This window comes from Sutcliffiella horikoshii (assembly GCF_002157855.1).
GTDB lineage: Bacteria > Bacillota > Bacilli > Bacillales > Bacillaceae_I > Sutcliffiella_A > Sutcliffiella_A horikoshii_C.
On record NZ_CP020880.1, the window covers coordinates 3,831,099 to 3,847,909 of the forward strand.

13 protein-coding genes, 2 pseudogenes and 1 other annotated feature are annotated in these 16,811 nt (G+C 37.5%); of the genes and pseudogenes, 5 read left to right on the forward strand and 10 right to left on the reverse strand.

All coding sequences use genetic code 11. The features are described 5' to 3' along the window. The first annotated feature begins 9 nt into the window (after window positions 1-9). Together B4U37_RS19570 and B4U37_RS19575 are read left to right on the forward strand one after the other, a co-directional pair. Entirely contained in the window at window positions 10-1,575 is a 1,566-nt protein-coding gene (locus B4U37_RS19570; protein WP_157663850.1) for a hypothetical protein, read from the forward strand. Continuing rightward, complete coding sequence (locus B4U37_RS19575; protein WP_088019593.1) at window positions 1,568-4,387, forward strand: DEAD/DEAH box helicase; 2,820 nt, start codon at window positions 1,568-1,570, stop codon at window positions 4,385-4,387. Before B4U37_RS19570 ends, B4U37_RS19575 begins: the two co-directional genes overlap by 8 nt. 25 nt (window positions 4,388-4,412) lie before the next feature. Here the strand turns inward: B4U37_RS19575 and B4U37_RS19580 are convergent, their stop codons facing one another. Both B4U37_RS19580 and B4U37_RS19585 read right to left on the reverse strand, forming a co-directional pair. Continuing rightward, window positions 4,413-4,943, reverse strand: coding sequence for a VanZ family protein (locus B4U37_RS19580; RefSeq protein ID WP_010197342.1), 531 nt, complete (start codon window positions 4,941-4,943; stop codon window positions 4,413-4,415). Between the two features lie 88 nt (window positions 4,944-5,031). Then, entirely contained in the window at window positions 5,032-5,526 is a 495-nt protein-coding gene (locus B4U37_RS19585) for a hypothetical protein (RefSeq protein ID WP_088019594.1), read from the reverse strand. A gap of 231 nt (window positions 5,527-5,757) precedes the next feature. Between B4U37_RS19585 and B4U37_RS19590 the strand changes: the two genes are divergently transcribed. Then, the gene (locus tag B4U37_RS19590) at window positions 5,758-6,162 is read left to right on the forward strand and encodes a helix-turn-helix domain-containing protein (RefSeq protein WP_010197348.1); all 405 of its coding nucleotides are present in this window, start codon (window positions 5,758-5,760) and stop codon (window positions 6,160-6,162) included. A 267-nt stretch (window positions 6,163-6,429) separates the two neighbouring features. Here the strand turns inward: B4U37_RS19590 and ssb are convergent. From ssb to B4U37_RS19625, 8 genes and pseudogenes are all read right to left on the reverse strand, one after another. Continuing rightward, window positions 6,430-6,861: pseudogene (gene ssb, locus B4U37_RS19595) on the reverse strand (single-stranded DNA-binding protein); the annotation flags it as partial. Window positions 6,862-7,218: 357 nt separating this feature from the next. Further along, window positions 7,219-7,413: a GrpB family protein gene (locus B4U37_RS22635; protein WP_281252757.1), complete on the reverse strand. Its 195-nt coding sequence runs from the start codon at window positions 7,411-7,413 to the stop codon at window positions 7,219-7,221. Window positions 7,414-7,471: 58 nt separating this feature from the next. Continuing rightward, window positions 7,472-7,749, reverse strand: a pseudogene (locus B4U37_RS22640) (GrpB family protein). Between the two features lie 114 nt (window positions 7,750-7,863). After that, window positions 7,864-8,916, reverse strand: a complete 1,053-nt coding sequence (locus tag B4U37_RS19605; protein ID WP_157663851.1) for a hypothetical protein — start codon at window positions 8,914-8,916, stop codon at window positions 7,864-7,866. Window positions 8,917-9,105: 189 nt separating this feature from the next. After that, on the reverse strand, window positions 9,106-10,740 hold the full coding sequence (metG, locus tag B4U37_RS19610; RefSeq protein WP_088019596.1) for a methionine--tRNA ligase: 1,635 nt from the start codon (window positions 10,738-10,740) through the stop codon (window positions 9,106-9,108). A 56-nt stretch (window positions 10,741-10,796) separates the two neighbouring features. Next, window positions 10,797-11,064, reverse strand: a binding site (T-box leader). Between the two features lie 380 nt (window positions 11,065-11,444). Further along, on the reverse strand, window positions 11,445-12,326 hold the full coding sequence (locus tag B4U37_RS19615; RefSeq protein WP_088019597.1) for a S16 family serine protease: 882 nt from the start codon (window positions 12,324-12,326) through the stop codon (window positions 11,445-11,447). Window positions 12,327-12,443: 117 nt separating this feature from the next. Continuing rightward, a complete protein-coding gene (locus B4U37_RS19620) occupies window positions 12,444-13,208 on the reverse strand; it encodes a CPBP family intramembrane glutamic endopeptidase (protein ID WP_088019598.1) in 765 nt (254 codons plus the stop codon). Between the two features lie 104 nt (window positions 13,209-13,312). Next, on the reverse strand, window positions 13,313-13,759 hold the full coding sequence (locus B4U37_RS19625; protein WP_088019599.1) for a GNAT family N-acetyltransferase: 447 nt from the start codon (window positions 13,757-13,759) through the stop codon (window positions 13,313-13,315). 295 nt (window positions 13,760-14,054) lie between these two features. Here B4U37_RS19625 and B4U37_RS19630 point away from each other — a divergent pair, with 295 nt between their 5' ends. Together B4U37_RS19630 and B4U37_RS19635 are read left to right on the forward strand one after the other, a co-directional pair. Further along, complete coding sequence (locus tag B4U37_RS19630) at window positions 14,055-15,185, forward strand: winged helix-turn-helix domain-containing protein (protein ID WP_088019600.1); 1,131 nt, start codon at window positions 14,055-14,057, stop codon at window positions 15,183-15,185. Between the two features lie 68 nt (window positions 15,186-15,253). Beyond that, window positions 15,254-16,537: an MFS transporter gene (locus B4U37_RS19635; RefSeq protein ID WP_088019601.1), complete on the forward strand. Its 1,284-nt coding sequence runs from the start codon at window positions 15,254-15,256 to the stop codon at window positions 16,535-16,537. The last annotated feature ends 274 nt before the right edge of the window (window positions 16,538-16,811 follow it).

Here is a 16,811-nt window from a genome sequence, read left to right on the forward strand (position 1 = left end):
CACTAATGGATGGTGACAAAAATGGAGCAGTTCGCAGCATGGCTGATAAATACATACCCACTCACTAACGACAACAACAGAAACATCCTAAAAGAAGGCCTAAAACTGTTCCGCCAAGGCAACGTCATACACGCCTACCAAGAAGGATCCAGCATGACCGGAAAAGTACAAGACAACGGCCAAAAACACGTCCTGCTTGACGAAGAAATCGGTGACCTCAGCAGATGTTCATGTGGCGCAACGACCCTATGCCCCCATCAGCTAGCCACCTTTCTTTCCGTTTGGTCACAATCCAAAACAATCGCATCCCTTATCGACGGCTGGAAGGAACAAAGTACGGACAACATCCTTCCAACTTTTGCATCAGCAACAATAAAAAAAGAAGCAACAACCTATGAGGACAGCTCCCTTTCAAGCTGGCTGGAATTTGTCGACTACCAGCATCAACAATATAAAAGCTCCATTCCCAGTAAAAGAACGTATCTGACCGGGCTGACACATGCGTTTTTCCCTAAACTGCGTACACAGGCTCCGAAAAAAGCGGAAATACGTCCATTGTTTTTATTACACGCTTCTCTCTATTGTATGGAACAGGTGATAGACAGCTATGATAGCTCCCAGCCTTATCAATACATCGCTGATATCCTGCACCGTTTTGTAGATACGGTGGAAGAGGAATCAAAAGGCTTGTTTCACAGCGCCATCGCCTTTCAACTTGACTCTTTGCTGAAGGAAAGCAGGCAACTGATCCGTGAAAAGCTGTTGCAACAAGAGGAACCTTTTATAAGAGAAATGTTTTATGTATATCAATTCACCTGGAATGATGTGTTCCAGCGTCGCAATTGGATGTCCTCAGAGCTGAAGGAGCTAGAAGGCGAGACGTCCCTGCAGGCTGAGTTGGCTAAAACCCATTTGTTATTTTTACTAAAAAAAGATGAGGATGCGTTGAAGCTCGTCAAGAAAAACGGCAACCAGTATGCGCCATATCTTTTCCATTGGCTACAATCCCTAGTCTCCACCAAAGCGAAGGACCGATTGGAAAGTTGGCTTGCTATCTCACTGCCGATTGTGACGTCCTATATCCATTCGGAACCGACCTATGACCGCAAAAGGCAACTGACGAAACATTTGCTTAAATTGTTGACGGATTATGCAATGGAAACAAGGCAAGACAAACTTTATAAGGATGCGATGCGCCAGCTGATGCCATATAGTTACGGAGAATATGAATGGTATCTGTTTGAAACGAAAAACTACCGTCAATGGGTGGAGTTGCAGCTTTGGATGGGGTTTGAGCTAAGCGGGTTGGAGGCTTATAAGCTAAAAGAGATAAAGAAAACGGACGCCTATGCGCTTTTCCCGCTCTATCATGTGGCAATAAACAAGGCATTGGAACAGCGCAATAAAACCGCTTATAAAGAGGCTACATCTCTGTTGAAGACCCTACATAGTCTGTATAAAAAAGAGAAACTTGAAGACATCTGGCTTCAGTATTTACTGCAATTAAAAGAAGGAACAAAGCGACTCCGCTCCTTCCAAGAAGAATTAAAAAAGGGAAGATTCAGTTATGATTAATGAGGCGTTATTTGCCAAGTCGAACTACATCGAGGAACGGAATCAGTTTTTTCTGTATGTGAAAATTCGCTCTTCCGTCCTGCCGCCATCTCGTTTCACCCCATTGCTCTTTACCTGGCATGAGGGGTCCTTTTTCGGCTCTGTCCTTGAAGAGTCTACTTATGACGGGATTTCCGGCATATTTTTAAATCCGAGTGACGCACTTGAACTGTATGCCAATAATACCGAGAATTCTTTTATCGAGCTGGAGTGGTGTGATCAGTCGGAACAATATCGCCTTATTGCTCCCACCGTCGCTGATTTGTTGAACGAAAGAGCCTTTCAACCAAGCTTTGCCGCGTGGCAAGAAGGCAAACTTTCGTTTTCTTTAACAAAGGAAGGTCAGGAGATGATTGCACAAAATCCTCTCCTCCCTTCTTATGCCGGTAAAATGGAAGAATGGTTGGACGCCATCATGAAAGATTGGATGGAACGCAAGGAAGAAGGGTACCTCCAAACATACTGGATGGACTATACAAAGGACCCGCGCCAATTAGCAGCGGAAGGTTCCCTAGTAGAATATTTAGATGAAGAAGACTGGCTTCGAGACATCGGCTGGACGAAAGATACCACTCCATTTAAGCTAGGGCTCCGTCTTTTGGAACCAGAAAAAGGGGAACAAGACTGGAAGCTGGAAACGTTGCTGAAAGATAAGAAAACAGAAGAATTATATGTGTGGGAGCAGGATAGCCTCCCTCCTTCTTATAAAAAATACAAAAAAGAAGTGAACCGCGGCTTCAAAAAGTGGCAGCAGCTGACTCCTTCTTTATTTTCAAATGGCCAGATCCGGTCCTATTTGACGGAAGAAGATGCATGGCGTTTTCTTGTAGAGGGCAGCGAAAGGCTGTTGGCAATCGGAAGCTTCATCTTCCTTCCGCCATGGTGGCAAGCTATTAAGGATTCCCGAATCAAGGTAAAAGCAAGAGTGAACGGATCCAAAAAGGGAGGAAACCACTCTCAGTCTTTTGTAGGTCTGCAGTCGTTAGTTAACTTTGAATGGCGCTTTTCCACCCGCAACACGGAGCTTTCCGAAGAGGAGTTCCTAGCGCTAGTGGAAGAAAACCGCCGTCTTGTACAGATTAAAGGCGAATGGGTTGTGCTTGATCCAGGGTTTATTGAAGAAATAAAGCGGATGATGAAGCATGCAGAAGAAAATGGGATCCGTATGGAAGACCTGTTGAAAAGCAATGCGGCTGGCATGGGTGGGGAAATTCCGGATGATGCCTCGCTGGATGCGGGGGCAAGTTATTCTATCCAGGATATCTCCTACGAGCTAACAGGATCTGCTGAGCGCTTGATTGAACAGCTTTATCAAGGCAAGGAAATTCCGCCATTTGATGTACCTGAGACATTTAAAGGCGAGCTCAGACCATACCAGGAGCAAGGTGCAGCATGGCTAACCTTTTTAAGGGATCACGGCTTTGGGGCTTGTCTTGCAGATGACATGGGACTTGGAAAGACTATCCAGCTGATTGCGTATTTCTTATCATGCAAGGAAAAAGAGCCAGAAGGTCCACCAGTTCTCATCATTTGCCCGACATCTGTTCTTGGAAACTGGCAAAAAGAACTGGAGAAATTCGCCCCAAGCTTGGATGTTATGTTGCATTACGGACCTAATCGTGGAAAAGGGTCTATTTTTCGAGAAGCCGTTTTAGATTCAGATGTCGTGTTGACCTCCTATGCCATTTCGCATCTGGATGAAGAGGAATTGGCAAGTATCGGCTGGCGCACCATCTGCTTGGATGAGGCGCAAAACATCAAGAACGCTGACACGAAGCAATCTCAAGCAGTGCGAAATTTAAGCGGTGGCCATCACATCGCGCTTACCGGTACCCCAATGGAAAACCGTTTGTCAGAGCTTTGGGCAATCTTTGATTTTATTAACCCTGGCTATTTGGGGTCACTTGGCTCCTTTCATAAGCAGTTTGTGTTGGCGATCGAGAAGGATCAGGACAAAAAGAAGATTCAACAATTGCAGATGCTCATTCAACCGTTCCTACTGCGCCGCACCAAGCAGGATGAACAGGTGGCACTGAACCTGCCAGCCAAGCAGGAGCAGAAGGAATATTGCCCGTTGACCATTGAGCAGGCTTCTATTTATGAACAGCTCGTAAAAGAAACCTTGGATAAGGTGGAAGAGTTGGGTGGGATTCAACGCCGCGGACTTGTGTTGAAAATGCTTGGCCAGTTGAAGCAGGTGTGTGATCACCCTGCTCTTTATCTGAAAGAGGAAACTCCAGAGAATCTCTTGATGCGCTCCAGTAAGATGGAAAAGCTGGTGGAGTTAGTGGAGCAGATTCGTTTACGCGGAGAAAGCTGCCTTATTTTCACCCAGTACATTTCCATGGGGAATATGATTATTGAGGCATTAGAATCCTCACTCGGGGAAAAAGGAAGATTTCTAAACGGCAGTGTCGTTAAAAAAAACCGCGATCAGCTGATTCAAGAATTCCAGGACGGCGAGTTTCATGTGCTGGTGCTTTCTTTGAAGGCCGGGGGCACCGGCTTAAACCTGACAGCAGCCAACCATGTTATCCATTATGACCGCTGGTGGAACCCGGCCGTGGAGAATCAGGCAACAGACAGAGCGTACCGGATCGGCCAGAGCAGATTTGTCCACGTTCATAAGTTTATTGCGACAGGCACGCTGGAGGAAAAAATCGATGCGATGATCGAATCCAAGCAGGCGCTGAACAATCAGATCATCACAAGCGAGGGTTGGATTACTGAACTTGATAATGAGGAATTAAGGGATTTGTTGACGTTGAGGTGATAAACTAAAAAAGCGCAGCACCCATCTACATAGATGAGTCTGCGCTTTTTTGTTTGCCCTCTTTACGATTCTTTTTAACGTAAGTAGAAAGAAATCCCGTAATAATCCCTTTCAGTCCGCCCATCCCATCCAGCCAAACATCTGCCCACTGCCCGCTGCGGTCTGGATGGTGGAATTGCAAAAATTCATCAAGCATTGCAATAACAAGGAGAATGGATAAACTGAAAGCAAACACTCTCCAATACTTTCTTCCTAGAGAACTGGCAAAGTACCGGACAAGCAAATAACCAAGAACACTATAAAAAAATAGATGAGCTCCTTTTCGAAAAAGGAATTCTACAAACTGATACCCTCCCATATTGTCCACACTCATTTTGTTATTCACATACGGAATCTCCACTCCCGCAAACACTGCAGCAATATGTTCCTCTGCCACAAGCATTCGCAAATATGGCCTGATATCCTGCTCAGCATAGGACATGGAAGACAAATAGAACAATATGACGGTCCAGCCAAAGGCCAGAAACAGATAGTATAGAATCCTCTTATTTCTCATATGAGCCACCACCGTAATTGAGTTAGAAGCTGAAAAAATCCACTTAATTACGGTGTGTCCTATCTAGGCATGCCTTATACCTTTCTACTCAAATTCTATTCTTACTGGTCACTCCATGTTTTGATTGCTTTAAACTTAGATAGGCCGTTTTCCCATTGTATTTGACAAAGATCCTTTGTAATAGCCCTTCCACTAATTTCTGGCAGACTTGTTCCGGGCATTCTAGCTTAAGGAACGCTTTACGCTGTCTGTACCAGGCATAAGAGGAGATATCAAGTTGGTAGCTTGGGAGGTTGATGGTTACCGAGATAATCCTTTTATCCTCGTATGAGCGAAAATGCAGTTCAACAGACTGGTTGGAACTTGTCGAAATGCAACGCCAATTTCCACTTTTAGTCGTTTCTTCCTTAGAAAGTTCCAATGCATCAAAGAAAGAGGATCTCGGTGCTGATGAGTAGTCATCCTTTGGTTCTCTTACATAAATATAATAATCTTGTCCTTCTTGAATCTGATCTTCCCTGCCTGGAAGGAAACTTACCGTAGTCAACTTAAAATCAGCCACATCCATCACTCCCTCTTTCATCCTAAACTCCTCCTTAGTATAGATAAATTTACTTTTTATAGAAAATATAGGTAATTAGACGATTTACGGTGTTTTTCTGGGTATTCTGCCCTATTCTCATTCATTCTCTTTCTTTTGCAAAATTCGACAATGTTCTATTTAAGAACATAAAAGAATATTGTTCTAGACGAGAACAACCACTTCTTCCCTTTTCCATTACGTTAAAAGAAATGCGGAAAAGAGGCAGGAGATATGATGAACAACACGTCCTTTTTAGCCAGAAACATTAAATCCCTTCGTAATCAAAAAAACTGGTCGCAACAAGATCTTGCTGATCGCCTTAACAGGGTTCACGGTACCATCAGCAAATGGGAAACGGAAAAAGAAGTGCCACCAATTGAAACACTCATTGAGCTGAGCAAACTATTTCAAGTTTCCATTGATTACTTGGTCGGAAACCACTACGAACAAGAACATTATGTAAAAGAATTCAACCAACTCTATCAAATCAAGCAAGCTGATGAAGAACTAATGCACATTGTTGACTATTTAAAACAACACCCAAACTTTAAGGATATCCTACATAAGTACATCAACCAAAGCATCTCAGATAGAAAATTGATGGAAGACATGATGAGTATCTACGTGAATAAATGAAATTGTTCAAAAAAAGCCAACCCTTAATAAGGCTGGCACCAAGGAATGGAGATCAAAGAGGCACATCTTCTCTCTAGAGGAACCAAGAGGGCTTATCCTCTGCTACATGCTGATAAGCGTAAAAAGAAAGGCAGCTTGTTTCCGCAAGTTGCCTTTTTTAATGAAAGGCTAAAGCAAAAATGGGAGGGGAGCCCTTTGCTTTATAGGTAAAATATAGATTACTTGTTACGTTGCTTGGTTATTGGGATGACCGCGCATGACTTTTAGCTACACTCCCACCTTTTCAGGCGTCTTCGGTTGTGTCGGAAAGTCTGGAAATTCAGATGTCCTTTGTGAGGAGTGGGTAGCAGGCGGCGGACCTTGGTGATGTTCCGGTTGCCTGTTTTCCTGCTGCGGAGGTTGGGACTGCTCCCAACTCTGCACCTCACTACGGACTTGGTTTGTACTCGAATCCAGCTTTTCTGGGTACGGTGGGATTGGTGGTGCAGAAGGTTTTTCTTCCTTCCTTTTTTCAAGAAACCGCACATTGTCCACCACCACATCGGTAACAAAAACTGTCGTCCCATCCTTGGATTCATATCGACTCGTTTGTATCCTACCAGTGACTGCCACCAGTGCGCCTTTTCGACAATAATTTGCCGTCGTTTCCGCCGTACCTCTCCACGCCGTACAAGAGACAAAGTCTGCCTCATAGACACCTTCCTGATTTTTGAAATTACGGTTAACAGCAAGCCTGAAGCTCGCAACAGGGGTTCCATCTGTGAGTTATAATTGATCTTGTCATAAAAAAAAGAAATTATTATTACATTTTTATAATTAAATTTTCATTTTATATATTTAAAGATGTCATAAATTGTTTAATTTATATTTAATAACGTCATAAAAAACTTAAAGTAAAACAGTAAGAATGTATTTGGCATTTAATTTATGTATGAAATGGCAGTATGATTTTTGTTATAAAACTTTGCATATTTTGTGGTCTTTTCATCTACTATTTATTCCATTTAAGCGCCAAAATGCCAAAGACTCGAATTTGAAATAATTATTATAAAATCTTCAATTAGAGCCCCCGTTGATGGAACTAATTTTTTTGAATTCTCCTTTTGCTTTTTCGATAATATCAATAATGAACGGTTCTTTTTGTTGGGTGTATGTTGATCTATCATACTTATATTTTGTAGCAAGTTCACCTTTTAGCAATGCGTATTCTTCTGCCACTTTAGGATAATTTCTAAGGTAATTACGAAACAACAGTTTCTCAACCCATTCTGTACTATGTATTTCACAAATATGTAAATGACAAGTACCTCTACCCCATAATCCCAAAAAATCTCCTGTCTGTTAATTCTGGTTTGGGAACATACTCAAATTCAATTTTACTCAAAGGAGAAACAAGGAATGATATGTTACTTAAATCTTCTATGCCTACCATAATATCAATGATCGGCTTTGCTTTGAAGTGCTTCCAATATGTTCAATTCCAGCTATTTTATCACCTATAGCTTCAGTAATTTTCTTTCTCTCATATTCAAATTGGTTTTCCCATTCTGAATTATACTCATTCAACTTTACAATTGTTTTTGTCATTACTTCTCCTCGCAAATAAATAGACTTATGAGTTAAGTTCTATGTGAAATGCCGGAAACCTACTTCGCGTTGAATATCTCAATTATGAAAAACATATTTATATTAGTTGAAAAATTATAGATATATGGAAATCTCTTTGTACTTGTTTGATTTTAAAATTCGATTATAGACAAAAACTCTGAGACTTAATGCGGCCTCTAACGCATTATTTACTTCCTCAAATGAAGGATTATATCCAGAATGTATAATTTTGTTCCTGATCTTATAACAGTATTTAAACCATTTTCCAACATCATTTCTTATGTTTAAAATATCCCAAGATCCTCCTATTCTCTTAGAAAACTCTCTTTTCACCATGCTAATAAAGTTAGTGTCTTCATGGAATTTTTCAATCTCCTCTAGCGTTAATTCTTCAATTTTTAAAAATTCACTCATTGTAGTCCTCAAGAAGGTTTCTATGCTAGTTTGGGTATTTATTATAGTTTCTTTATAGAATCCTTGCTTGAAATTTCTCTTTGCAGTTAACATTAATTCTTGAGAAAGAATAAAAGGGTTAATGCTATCTTTTACTACAACAGCATACTCTGCTACCTCGCTTTGGGTATTAAAATCTAAAAGTTCCTTCTTATGTTTAATGTTAAAATGCAACGTAAATAACCCATTTTCTATATGTTTGAAACTATTTCCTTCAATATTTACCTTTCTAAAAACACATACAGGTTCCAACATTTCTTTTGAAATTTTATAGACGTCATTATCTTTTTTCTTTATTAAATAGGCAATAATAAGATCATTTAGCCCCTCCAATAAAGTATTAAATATCTCGGATAAAACTTTCTCAGTCATATAATAATAAGTTGTAGCTGTAAAGAAGGACATTTCTACTCTTGTTTCATAATATTCAATTTCATGTGATGATACCAAACTCCCCCCCGTGTATTTTTTTTCGTTTATATGATTTGTTAGAGTGAAAGACAAAATTGAATCGTTTTCGGAAAATGATATGATTGAGTTGTCTTGAAAGGGTATCTGAAAAGGTAGAAAAACAGAAAATTGAATAAGATGTTTGATATTTTTCACACTGTACCTTTTCTCAAAGACGGGTAGATACTGTTGTAGAAAAATTTCTTCGTCTATTCTAAAGGGGGTTGTTTCCATGTATTTCATGCCTCCATAAATTTCTAGTATTCATAGCATAAAATTGCTCTTGAATAATCATCCTTATGGTAACGATTTTACCATAAACAACCAACGGTTTTATTCCCTAATTCCATTAAGTGGCCCTTAACATAAATAAAGAGCACAATTCTTGCTGCAGAATTGCGCCCGTTTCTTGAATAACAGATATCTTCACTGTTATAAAATCCCTTCATTTAATCTCTCTAATTCCTCATCAATTCTTACTAAATCTATCCTTTCAAAAAGTGGTTTAATTTCTTTAAGGGACAGGGATGAAATTTCAATTTCCTCCCATCTAAGTTCATTTAATCCTAACATTTCTTTAACATTTTCACTTGAAAAAGGAAGAAAAGGATTTAATAGCTGTGTAAGATTTGAAATTATATAGATACAATTTGCCATTGTATTATCACATAAGGGTTTTTCTTCTTTAATTTGAATCCATGGCTTCTGCTCATCAAAATATTTATTAGCATACCGGACAAATTCAAAGATATTCTCTAAGGATTTTTTAAAATGGGCATTCATAACTAGTGAGCCAACTTCTTTATATAGTTGACCAATCTTAGCCTTTATTTCTAAATTAATCTTACCTTCTGGTGTTTTACCTTCATAAGATTTTTCGATGAACTTTAACGTGCGATTGACAAAATTACCATATGCACCTAGTAATTCACTGTTATGACTATATACAAATTCACGCCATGAAAAATCAGTATCTCGATTTTCAGGTGCATTGATTGTTAGAAAATACCTAATAGAGTCAGCATCATATCTCTCTAAAAAATATGGAACCCAGACAGCCCAATTTTGACTCGTCGATAACTTCCGCTTTTCCAGGGTTAAATACTCATTGGAAATAATGTGTGTTGGTAGAGCAGGATTATTGATACCCATTAGAATAGAAGGCCAAATGACAGTATGGAATGGAATGTTATCCTTCCCATGAATGTAATAGGAAATGGTTTCTTTATTCCACCAATCTTCTATATTTTCGTTATGTTGCTTCGACCATTCTATACATGCTGTTAAATAGCCTGCAACTGCTTCAATCCACACATAAATTTTCTTACCTTCAAAACCTGCTATGGGAACCTCAACACCATGCGGCAAGTCACGTGTAACTGCTCGGTCAGGTACACCCTCTTTTAAATATCTAGTTGTTAAAGAAATCGCATTTTCACGCCAACTATTTCCCTTTCGCGCGGTCTCCACAAAGGTTTCTAATTTTTTTTGGAATTGACTAAACGAGAAATAAAAATGCTCCGTTTCTTTAATGGTGGGCTGGTTCCCACAGATTTTACAACGCTTATCGATTAAATCAAGGGGATCTAAAATGGCAGAACAATTATCACATTGGTCTCCCCTTGCTTTCGCACCGCAATTCGGACAAATTCCTTCTACAAACCGATCTGGTAAAAATTGATGATCTGTTTCACAATAAGCCTGCTCAATCGGCTTTTTGTATAGATAACCATTTTCAAGAAGCTTTGAAAAAATAACCTGTACAGACTTATGATGATGTATGGCATCTGTACGGGTGTACAAATCATAAGTGAAACCTAGCTTTTGAAAACACTCTACAAATTCTTGATGGTAACGATTTGCAATTGCTTCAGTTGTCGTATTTTCTTGATTTGCTCGTATAGATATGGGTGTCCCATTACAGTCACTACCTGAAACATAAAGTACTGCTTCTCCTTTCTGTCTGTAATACCTTGCTAAAATATCTCCTGGCAATAAAGCTGCTATATGCCCTAAATGCAGTGATCCATTAGCATATGGCCATGCTCCTCCTATAAAAATGGTCATATTCTTCTTCCTCCTTAATAAAATCAAAAAAACCTCGCCCATAGACAAATTAATTGCCTAAGGACGAGGTATATCTCGTGTTACCACCTTTATTTACTAATAATTCACATTATCAGCCTCAATAAGTACGGAGTAAGTGTTTCACTCTTATACTTTGACATTTATAACGAGTGCCAAATCTCGTCAAGGTCTATTTCAATAACCGAAAGTCGACTTTGCTGCTCAAAGGCCATTTTCAATCAACTATTTTCTGCTTCTTTTCAGCTACCGAAGCTCTCTGTAAGAAAATGATGGTTGACTTACTTTCCTCATCATCGCGTTTCAAATATATTTTCATTATTATTACACAAAAATTGAAAATTTAAAAGCAACGTAAGAGGTAATTATTAAAATTTTCTTCAAATAAATGACCTATTCAATAAAAATAGATGATCCAGAAATGCGCCCGATTCTTGAATAAGCAGTTACCTACTATGAAGCTGATTTTGCTTAACAATAATTTGATTTAGTTCCATTATCTAATCCCCATAATTGAATAGGGAAAAGCTAATCCAATTGCAAAATCTTTAGTACCTGTCCTGTTAGCTGTCTATATAGTCTGACTAGTAAGTTATAAGGATTTATCTATTTACAGTGACACCTGATTATGTAAAAGATAATACGTAACTCATACTTACATTTCTCCTACAATATAGAAATGACTTTTAGTTATATTTTTTAATAATTTTTATTGCCTCATCTACATCCCGAACTCCGATTATTTTAATTGATAGATTTAATCTTTCTTTCACTTCGTTGGCTTCTGTAAGATTTCCAATAGGGATTATCATAAATGAGAACTCACCTTCATTAGCAATCTGTATTTTTTCTTTAATACCTCCAACTTTCTTTACTTCCCCAATTTTACTTATGGCTCCCGTTACAGCAATTGGGACATTATTTTGAAACTTACCTTGATCGATAAAACTAGATAGTACTAAAGCTAGACCAGCACTGCTCCCGACATTTTCGTCACGTGCAAAAAATTCATCAATTGCATGGTTGTTTGTTTTTAAATAAGTTGTTACATTCTCAAAAGATTTTTCAACTTCACTTTTATATAAACCTATAAATTCAAAAATTGATGAATTTTTATCCTTGTAGAATTTAAAATTGGTGCCAGGAACTACATCATAAACTCTTTGATTATCATTATACATAGCCCGTATCTCATGTTCGTTATTTACATTACTTAAATGGTCAATTTTTACGGATAGTAAATATATACTAGTTCCTTTTATTAATTCCTCTGGCTCACTGTATCTTGTAACCAAATAATCATTTTCACCAAAAAGTGTAAGTGGCAACTCGTAAATTAGTAGAAGCGAGGACAAAATCGTTGAATACACAAACGCACGTTTTGAAATTACTATATTTCTAATAACAAACAAGAATATAACAAACATAACACTCATAAATAACAGAAATTTCACAAAAACCGTGCCGGAAATGAGACCAGCAAGATATAAAATTAGTTGCGTTAAATAAAGAAGTATTGTTGCCATAAATGGAAGATTTTTATTTTTCATTTCAATTTCTATATTCATTATCCATCTCCTATTTTAATATCGTAAGAATAATTAATTTAACCCGTACATTATTCGGCAAATCAATATTCCACCCTATTTAACTAAATTTCCTTTATATTTAAGCCTATTACATTCTTACATCACAAAAATTTGTATAGATGATGCAATTAAGTTCCATAAGACATGAAGAATAACTGGAACCATTAATCTGTTACTAAGATAATAGCTATAACTATATACTACGGAAAGAAAAAAATAATTCGGGAAGCTAGATAAGGATTGATGCCAAACAGCAAAAATTATGGATACAATAACGACAGCAACTAATAAATTATATTTCTTTGTAAAGGAAACAAGTAAAATCCTTCTAAAAATTATCTCCTCTATTATTGGACCCATTAAAACCATTGGGATAATCATAATTGGGAATGACTTTAATATATTTACTGTTGGATTTTCATTGGGAGTAGATAGCAACAAGCTTCTTAGTATAGAAATAATTATTAATCCAATAACTATAATGAATAGACTCATAAATATAATGAGTAAAGATTTTCTTGTACTTGCTTGTTCCTTATTGAAAACCGTTATGCTTAAATCTTTCTTTAATAAATAGATGATTAAAAATAATAACAATGAAAAATGAATGAAACTAAATGTTACCAATGTTAAATGACTAAAATCATAAATTGAATCTAATAAATCAGACATGATATAAGAACCAAAGTAAATAACTAAAGCTATCCATTGTTTTTTTTCAATATCAATTGGTGATTCCATTTCTCTTTCCTCCACTTTAAACTCCATATTAAAAGAAAATTCCACTTCGGTTGAAAAGTCGCTAACTATATAACGAAAAGGAAAAAGGAAAAGTTCACCAAAAAAGAAATTAGGTACCATTGTTTTTATTTCATTGAAACCTCTGCTTCCTAGCCCGGAACCTAAAAACGAGCGCTAATCCTTGTTAAAGGATCGCGCCCGATAATGGAATATGAACCTGAACCTTATATTACTTGAACTTTCATTAGGGGTAATTTTCTATCCGGAAAAACTGTTGATGGAGAATAACCGGTTTTTATTGCTCCCATTTTTAAATAAAAACCCTCTGCTTTAGGCTCACTGTCGAGAGTAAACTCATTCATTCCTAGTTCTTTAGCTTTGTTAATTAAATGCGTCCACATTATTTTCCCTACCCCTTTCCCAATATAATCTGGATCAATAAACAATGCCTCGAGTTTATAGTTTGTAATGGAGAAGCTATAAAATGCTATTATCCTATTATTGTCCTCTAATAAGAATACAGCCTGTTCTTCTATATAATTTTTTGTTACTGTTAAGTCCTTTTTACATTGTTTCATAAATGATTCTGAATATCCCCAGTATGCCTTTGACTTATAAGCTAATTTACTGAGTGATTCACTATCTTCTTTTACTGCTTTTCTATATTCCATAAGCAATCCCCTCTACTTTTTTTAAGCTTAATTCCAATTATTTCAGAATCTAATAATCTCTACAACATGATATTTTCTTTTGCATTTAAACAAACGAGCGCTGATCCTTGTTTGGATAGCGCCCAATTCCGGAATACGGAATAATTTCTGCTCCTCCATTATCCTTTAAGAGGTTTATATTTTGAAGTTTTTACTTACCAGTTTTTACAAAAATATAAAAAAATTATCAACCATCATTTTCATGCTACATGATACTATATGTTTACAGGAATAATGATAGAAATGTGGTGTGCATATGTCGGTCGTTTTCAATATTAGTGACTATTCCGTTATGATTGACGGAGAAGAGTTAAAGCTTTTACGAAAAGAATTTTTACTCCTTGATTACCTTTATCAAAATGGAAATAAGGCTTTATCGCGACATCAGCTCTTGGATGCAGTTTGGCCATTACAGGTTCCATCCGACCGGACCGTTGACGATCATGTTTATCGCCTTCGTAAAAAGCTAAAGAAGTGGGAGCATGCTTTGAAACTGGAGACGGTTAAAGGCTTTGGGTATAAATTAACAGTGTTTCAACAAAAAGAGTTCATGTCGTTTCCGTTTGTAGAGGACCAGGAGTTTCAACAACTTACCATAAATCTTATTAGTAAATATCATCTTTTTGGACATGGAGAAGCCATTGAGGAGTTACTAAGTAAGCATACCTTTGGAATAGAAATAGATGAAAAGTTGCTACTAGTAATGAAGTTATTACGTGGTGATTTTAAAGCATTTTTACATTCTCCATTACCTTTTAAGGAAAAAGCATTACCGTTGCTTTTCCTATACTCGACAGTTGAAGAAGACATCCACGCAATAAATTACTATTATCGTATATTTGAAGACAAACAACTTTTTGAAAATGAGGGCAAGGAAGAGATAGATTTTTTCAAAATTCTTCTTTGTTTAAAAGAAAAAAATTTTCGTCATGCTTTTGAAATTTTGGAAGCAACTGAAAAGACTATTTCTCTCGATGTACCTGGCTTCTATGGATTTTTCCAAGTTAATTGGCTAGCCTATGCTATTGGTCGGAAAGATTGGAAATTAGCAGAAGATAAAATAAAATGCCTACATGCGTTCTTTAAGGATAAACCATATCAAAGGGAATACGGTTTGTTTTTAATGTTAAAGGGGATTTACTTTCTCCATCAGAAAAGAAAATCACTCGGTGTGGATTTGATTTCTCAATCTTTTCATGTTCTTGAAAAAACAAAGTTTGTCATGCACACTTTAATTTCTATTTTGGTAGCTGGACTATTGCAGGGTGATCTTCACTGTAAAGAGGCCGAAGAAATAATCCTCCTTAAAAAGAACGAAGTTTTCGATAAATATCAATTAATTCCGCTTAAAAAACAAATTAAAACTTTATTTGATTCCGTACTCTGATATTGCTCTGACATACATTCGATATCCTTAAAACAAATAACAAGTTGTTTTGAAAGGATGTTTTATAAATGTCAATTGTAAATATAAAGAAAGAGACGATTTGGCAAAACTCCATTTTTATGAAGTTATTTGCCTCATATTCTGTATCGATGCTTGGGCATTGGTTTGATATGGTGGCAATAATTATTTTATTTGGATACGTTTGGCAAGCAAATCCCGTGATGATTGCTCTTATCCCTGTTGCATATGCACTTCCTCACGTCTTGCTTGGACAATTTGCAGGAGTATTAAGCGATAAATTTCATAAAGTGAAAATTATGATGTACGCGGACTTCATTACCGCTGTCTTAACTGTATGTCTGCTGTTTACGAATACACCATGGATGGCACTAGTCATAATTTCATTAAGAGCAACAGTAAATGTAGTGCACACCCCTGCTCAGCAAGGACTTATTAAACTAGTCGTAAAAGAAAACCTCATTATGAAAGCAGTCACTCTTAACGGCACAGTGAATCAATTAGCCAAAATTATAGGCCCTTTTATTGGGGCTACCTTAATTGGCCTCGTGTCACCAAAGATTTGCATTCTAATTAATGCCATTGCGTTTACTATTTCGGCTTTTATCCTATTATTTGTTTATTTAGATAAAGAAATGAAAAGGATAACTACCGTACCAAAAAATGAAACAGCATTGATTGAAGAAAGCTTTTGGGGAGCTTGGAGACAGGGCTGGCTCATTATATTTAAAAGAAGAGTAATAGTTGTTAGTTTCATCGCAACCTTCTTAGGTTTGACTGTCATTCAAATGGTGGACATTCAATTCCCTGTTCTTTTCCGTGAACTTGCACCACATTTTCCTGAGCTCACTGGTTGGTTAATGGGCGGTTCAGGACTTGGAGCAGTGGTAATGATTATCTTTTTAAATCGCTTTGAAACATTAAAGCATTTTGGATGGTTAATTGGTGCTGGCATGCTGTTAGTAGGCGGCGGCTTTGGCGGAGTGGGTTTCCTAAAGGAAGGTTTTAATGTTCTCTATCCCGTCTTCCTTTGCTTTATTGGTGGATTAGGGGTGGGGTTATTAACTATCACGCCCCAATACATTATACAAAAAGAAACGAAAGAACACGAAATCGGGCGTGTCTCCGGGATTTTTAGTTCGATTATTAGCTTTACCGTATTAGCCTCTCCGCTAATGGGTGGTTTTCTCGTTCAGATTTTCGGTGTCATCCCTTTATACCTATCCTCTGGCGCGGTTTTACTTCTTATTGGAACTGTGTTAGTTACCTTTAACACGTTCCTCTTTCCAGAACAGAAGGCAGAGAAAGAAATCCTTGCAGTAGATGCCAAATAGGAATAACTGGAGTCGTAGATTCGAAAGTTTCGGGGAAACCGTGGTGAATAACAATTGAGTAGGAGGGAGTAAAATACTCCCGTTCTATTACAGCACCGCACAACAAGACTGGTATACGGCGGTTCAGCATATTAAGCATCTACGCTCTTAAATTTGGAAGGTCTTATAAAATCTTATTATAGTGATAGGTAAGCTTTTGACGTTATCTCCAGCTTTTCCCCCACTTCACACCGTACAGGCGAGTTTCCCAGCATACGGCGTTCCAACTAATCCA

Excerpts from the sequence above, each read along its gene's own strand:
- B4U37_RS19635 (WP_088019601.1), top strand. The coding sequence starts at position 15,254 with ATGTCAATTGTAAATATAAAGAAAGAGACGATTTGGCAAAACTCCATT.
- B4U37_RS19630 (WP_088019600.1), top strand. The coding sequence starts at position 14,055 with ATGTCGGTCGTTTTCAATATTAGTGACTATTCCGTTATGATTGACGGA.
- B4U37_RS19625 (WP_088019599.1), bottom strand. The coding sequence starts at position 13,759 with ATGGAATATAGAAAAGCAGTAAAAGAAGATAGTGAATCACTCAGTAAA.
- B4U37_RS19570 (WP_157663850.1), top strand. The coding sequence starts at position 10 with ATGGTGACAAAAATGGAGCAGTTCGCAGCATGGCTGATAAATACATAC.
- B4U37_RS19620 (WP_088019598.1), bottom strand. The coding sequence starts at position 13,208 with ATGGTACCTAATTTCTTTTTTGGTGAACTTTTCCTTTTTCCTTTTCGT.
- B4U37_RS19590 (WP_010197348.1), top strand. The coding sequence starts at position 5,758 with ATGATGAACAACACGTCCTTTTTAGCCAGAAACATTAAATCCCTTCGT.
- B4U37_RS19605 (WP_157663851.1), bottom strand. The coding sequence starts at position 8,916 with ATGAAATACATGGAAACAACCCCCTTTAGAATAGACGAAGAAATTTTT.
- B4U37_RS19575 (WP_088019593.1), top strand. The coding sequence starts at position 1,568 with ATGATTAATGAGGCGTTATTTGCCAAGTCGAACTACATCGAGGAACGG.
- metG (WP_088019596.1), bottom strand. The coding sequence starts at position 10,740 with ATGACCATTTTTATAGGAGGAGCATGGCCATATGCTAATGGATCACTG.
- B4U37_RS19585 (WP_088019594.1), bottom strand. The coding sequence starts at position 5,526 with ATGAAAGAGGGAGTGATGGATGTGGCTGATTTTAAGTTGACTACGGTA.
- B4U37_RS19615 (WP_088019597.1), bottom strand. The coding sequence starts at position 12,326 with ATGAATATAGAAATTGAAATGAAAAATAAAAATCTTCCATTTATGGCA.
- B4U37_RS19580 (WP_010197342.1), bottom strand. The coding sequence starts at position 4,943 with ATGAGAAATAAGAGGATTCTATACTATCTGTTTCTGGCCTTTGGCTGG.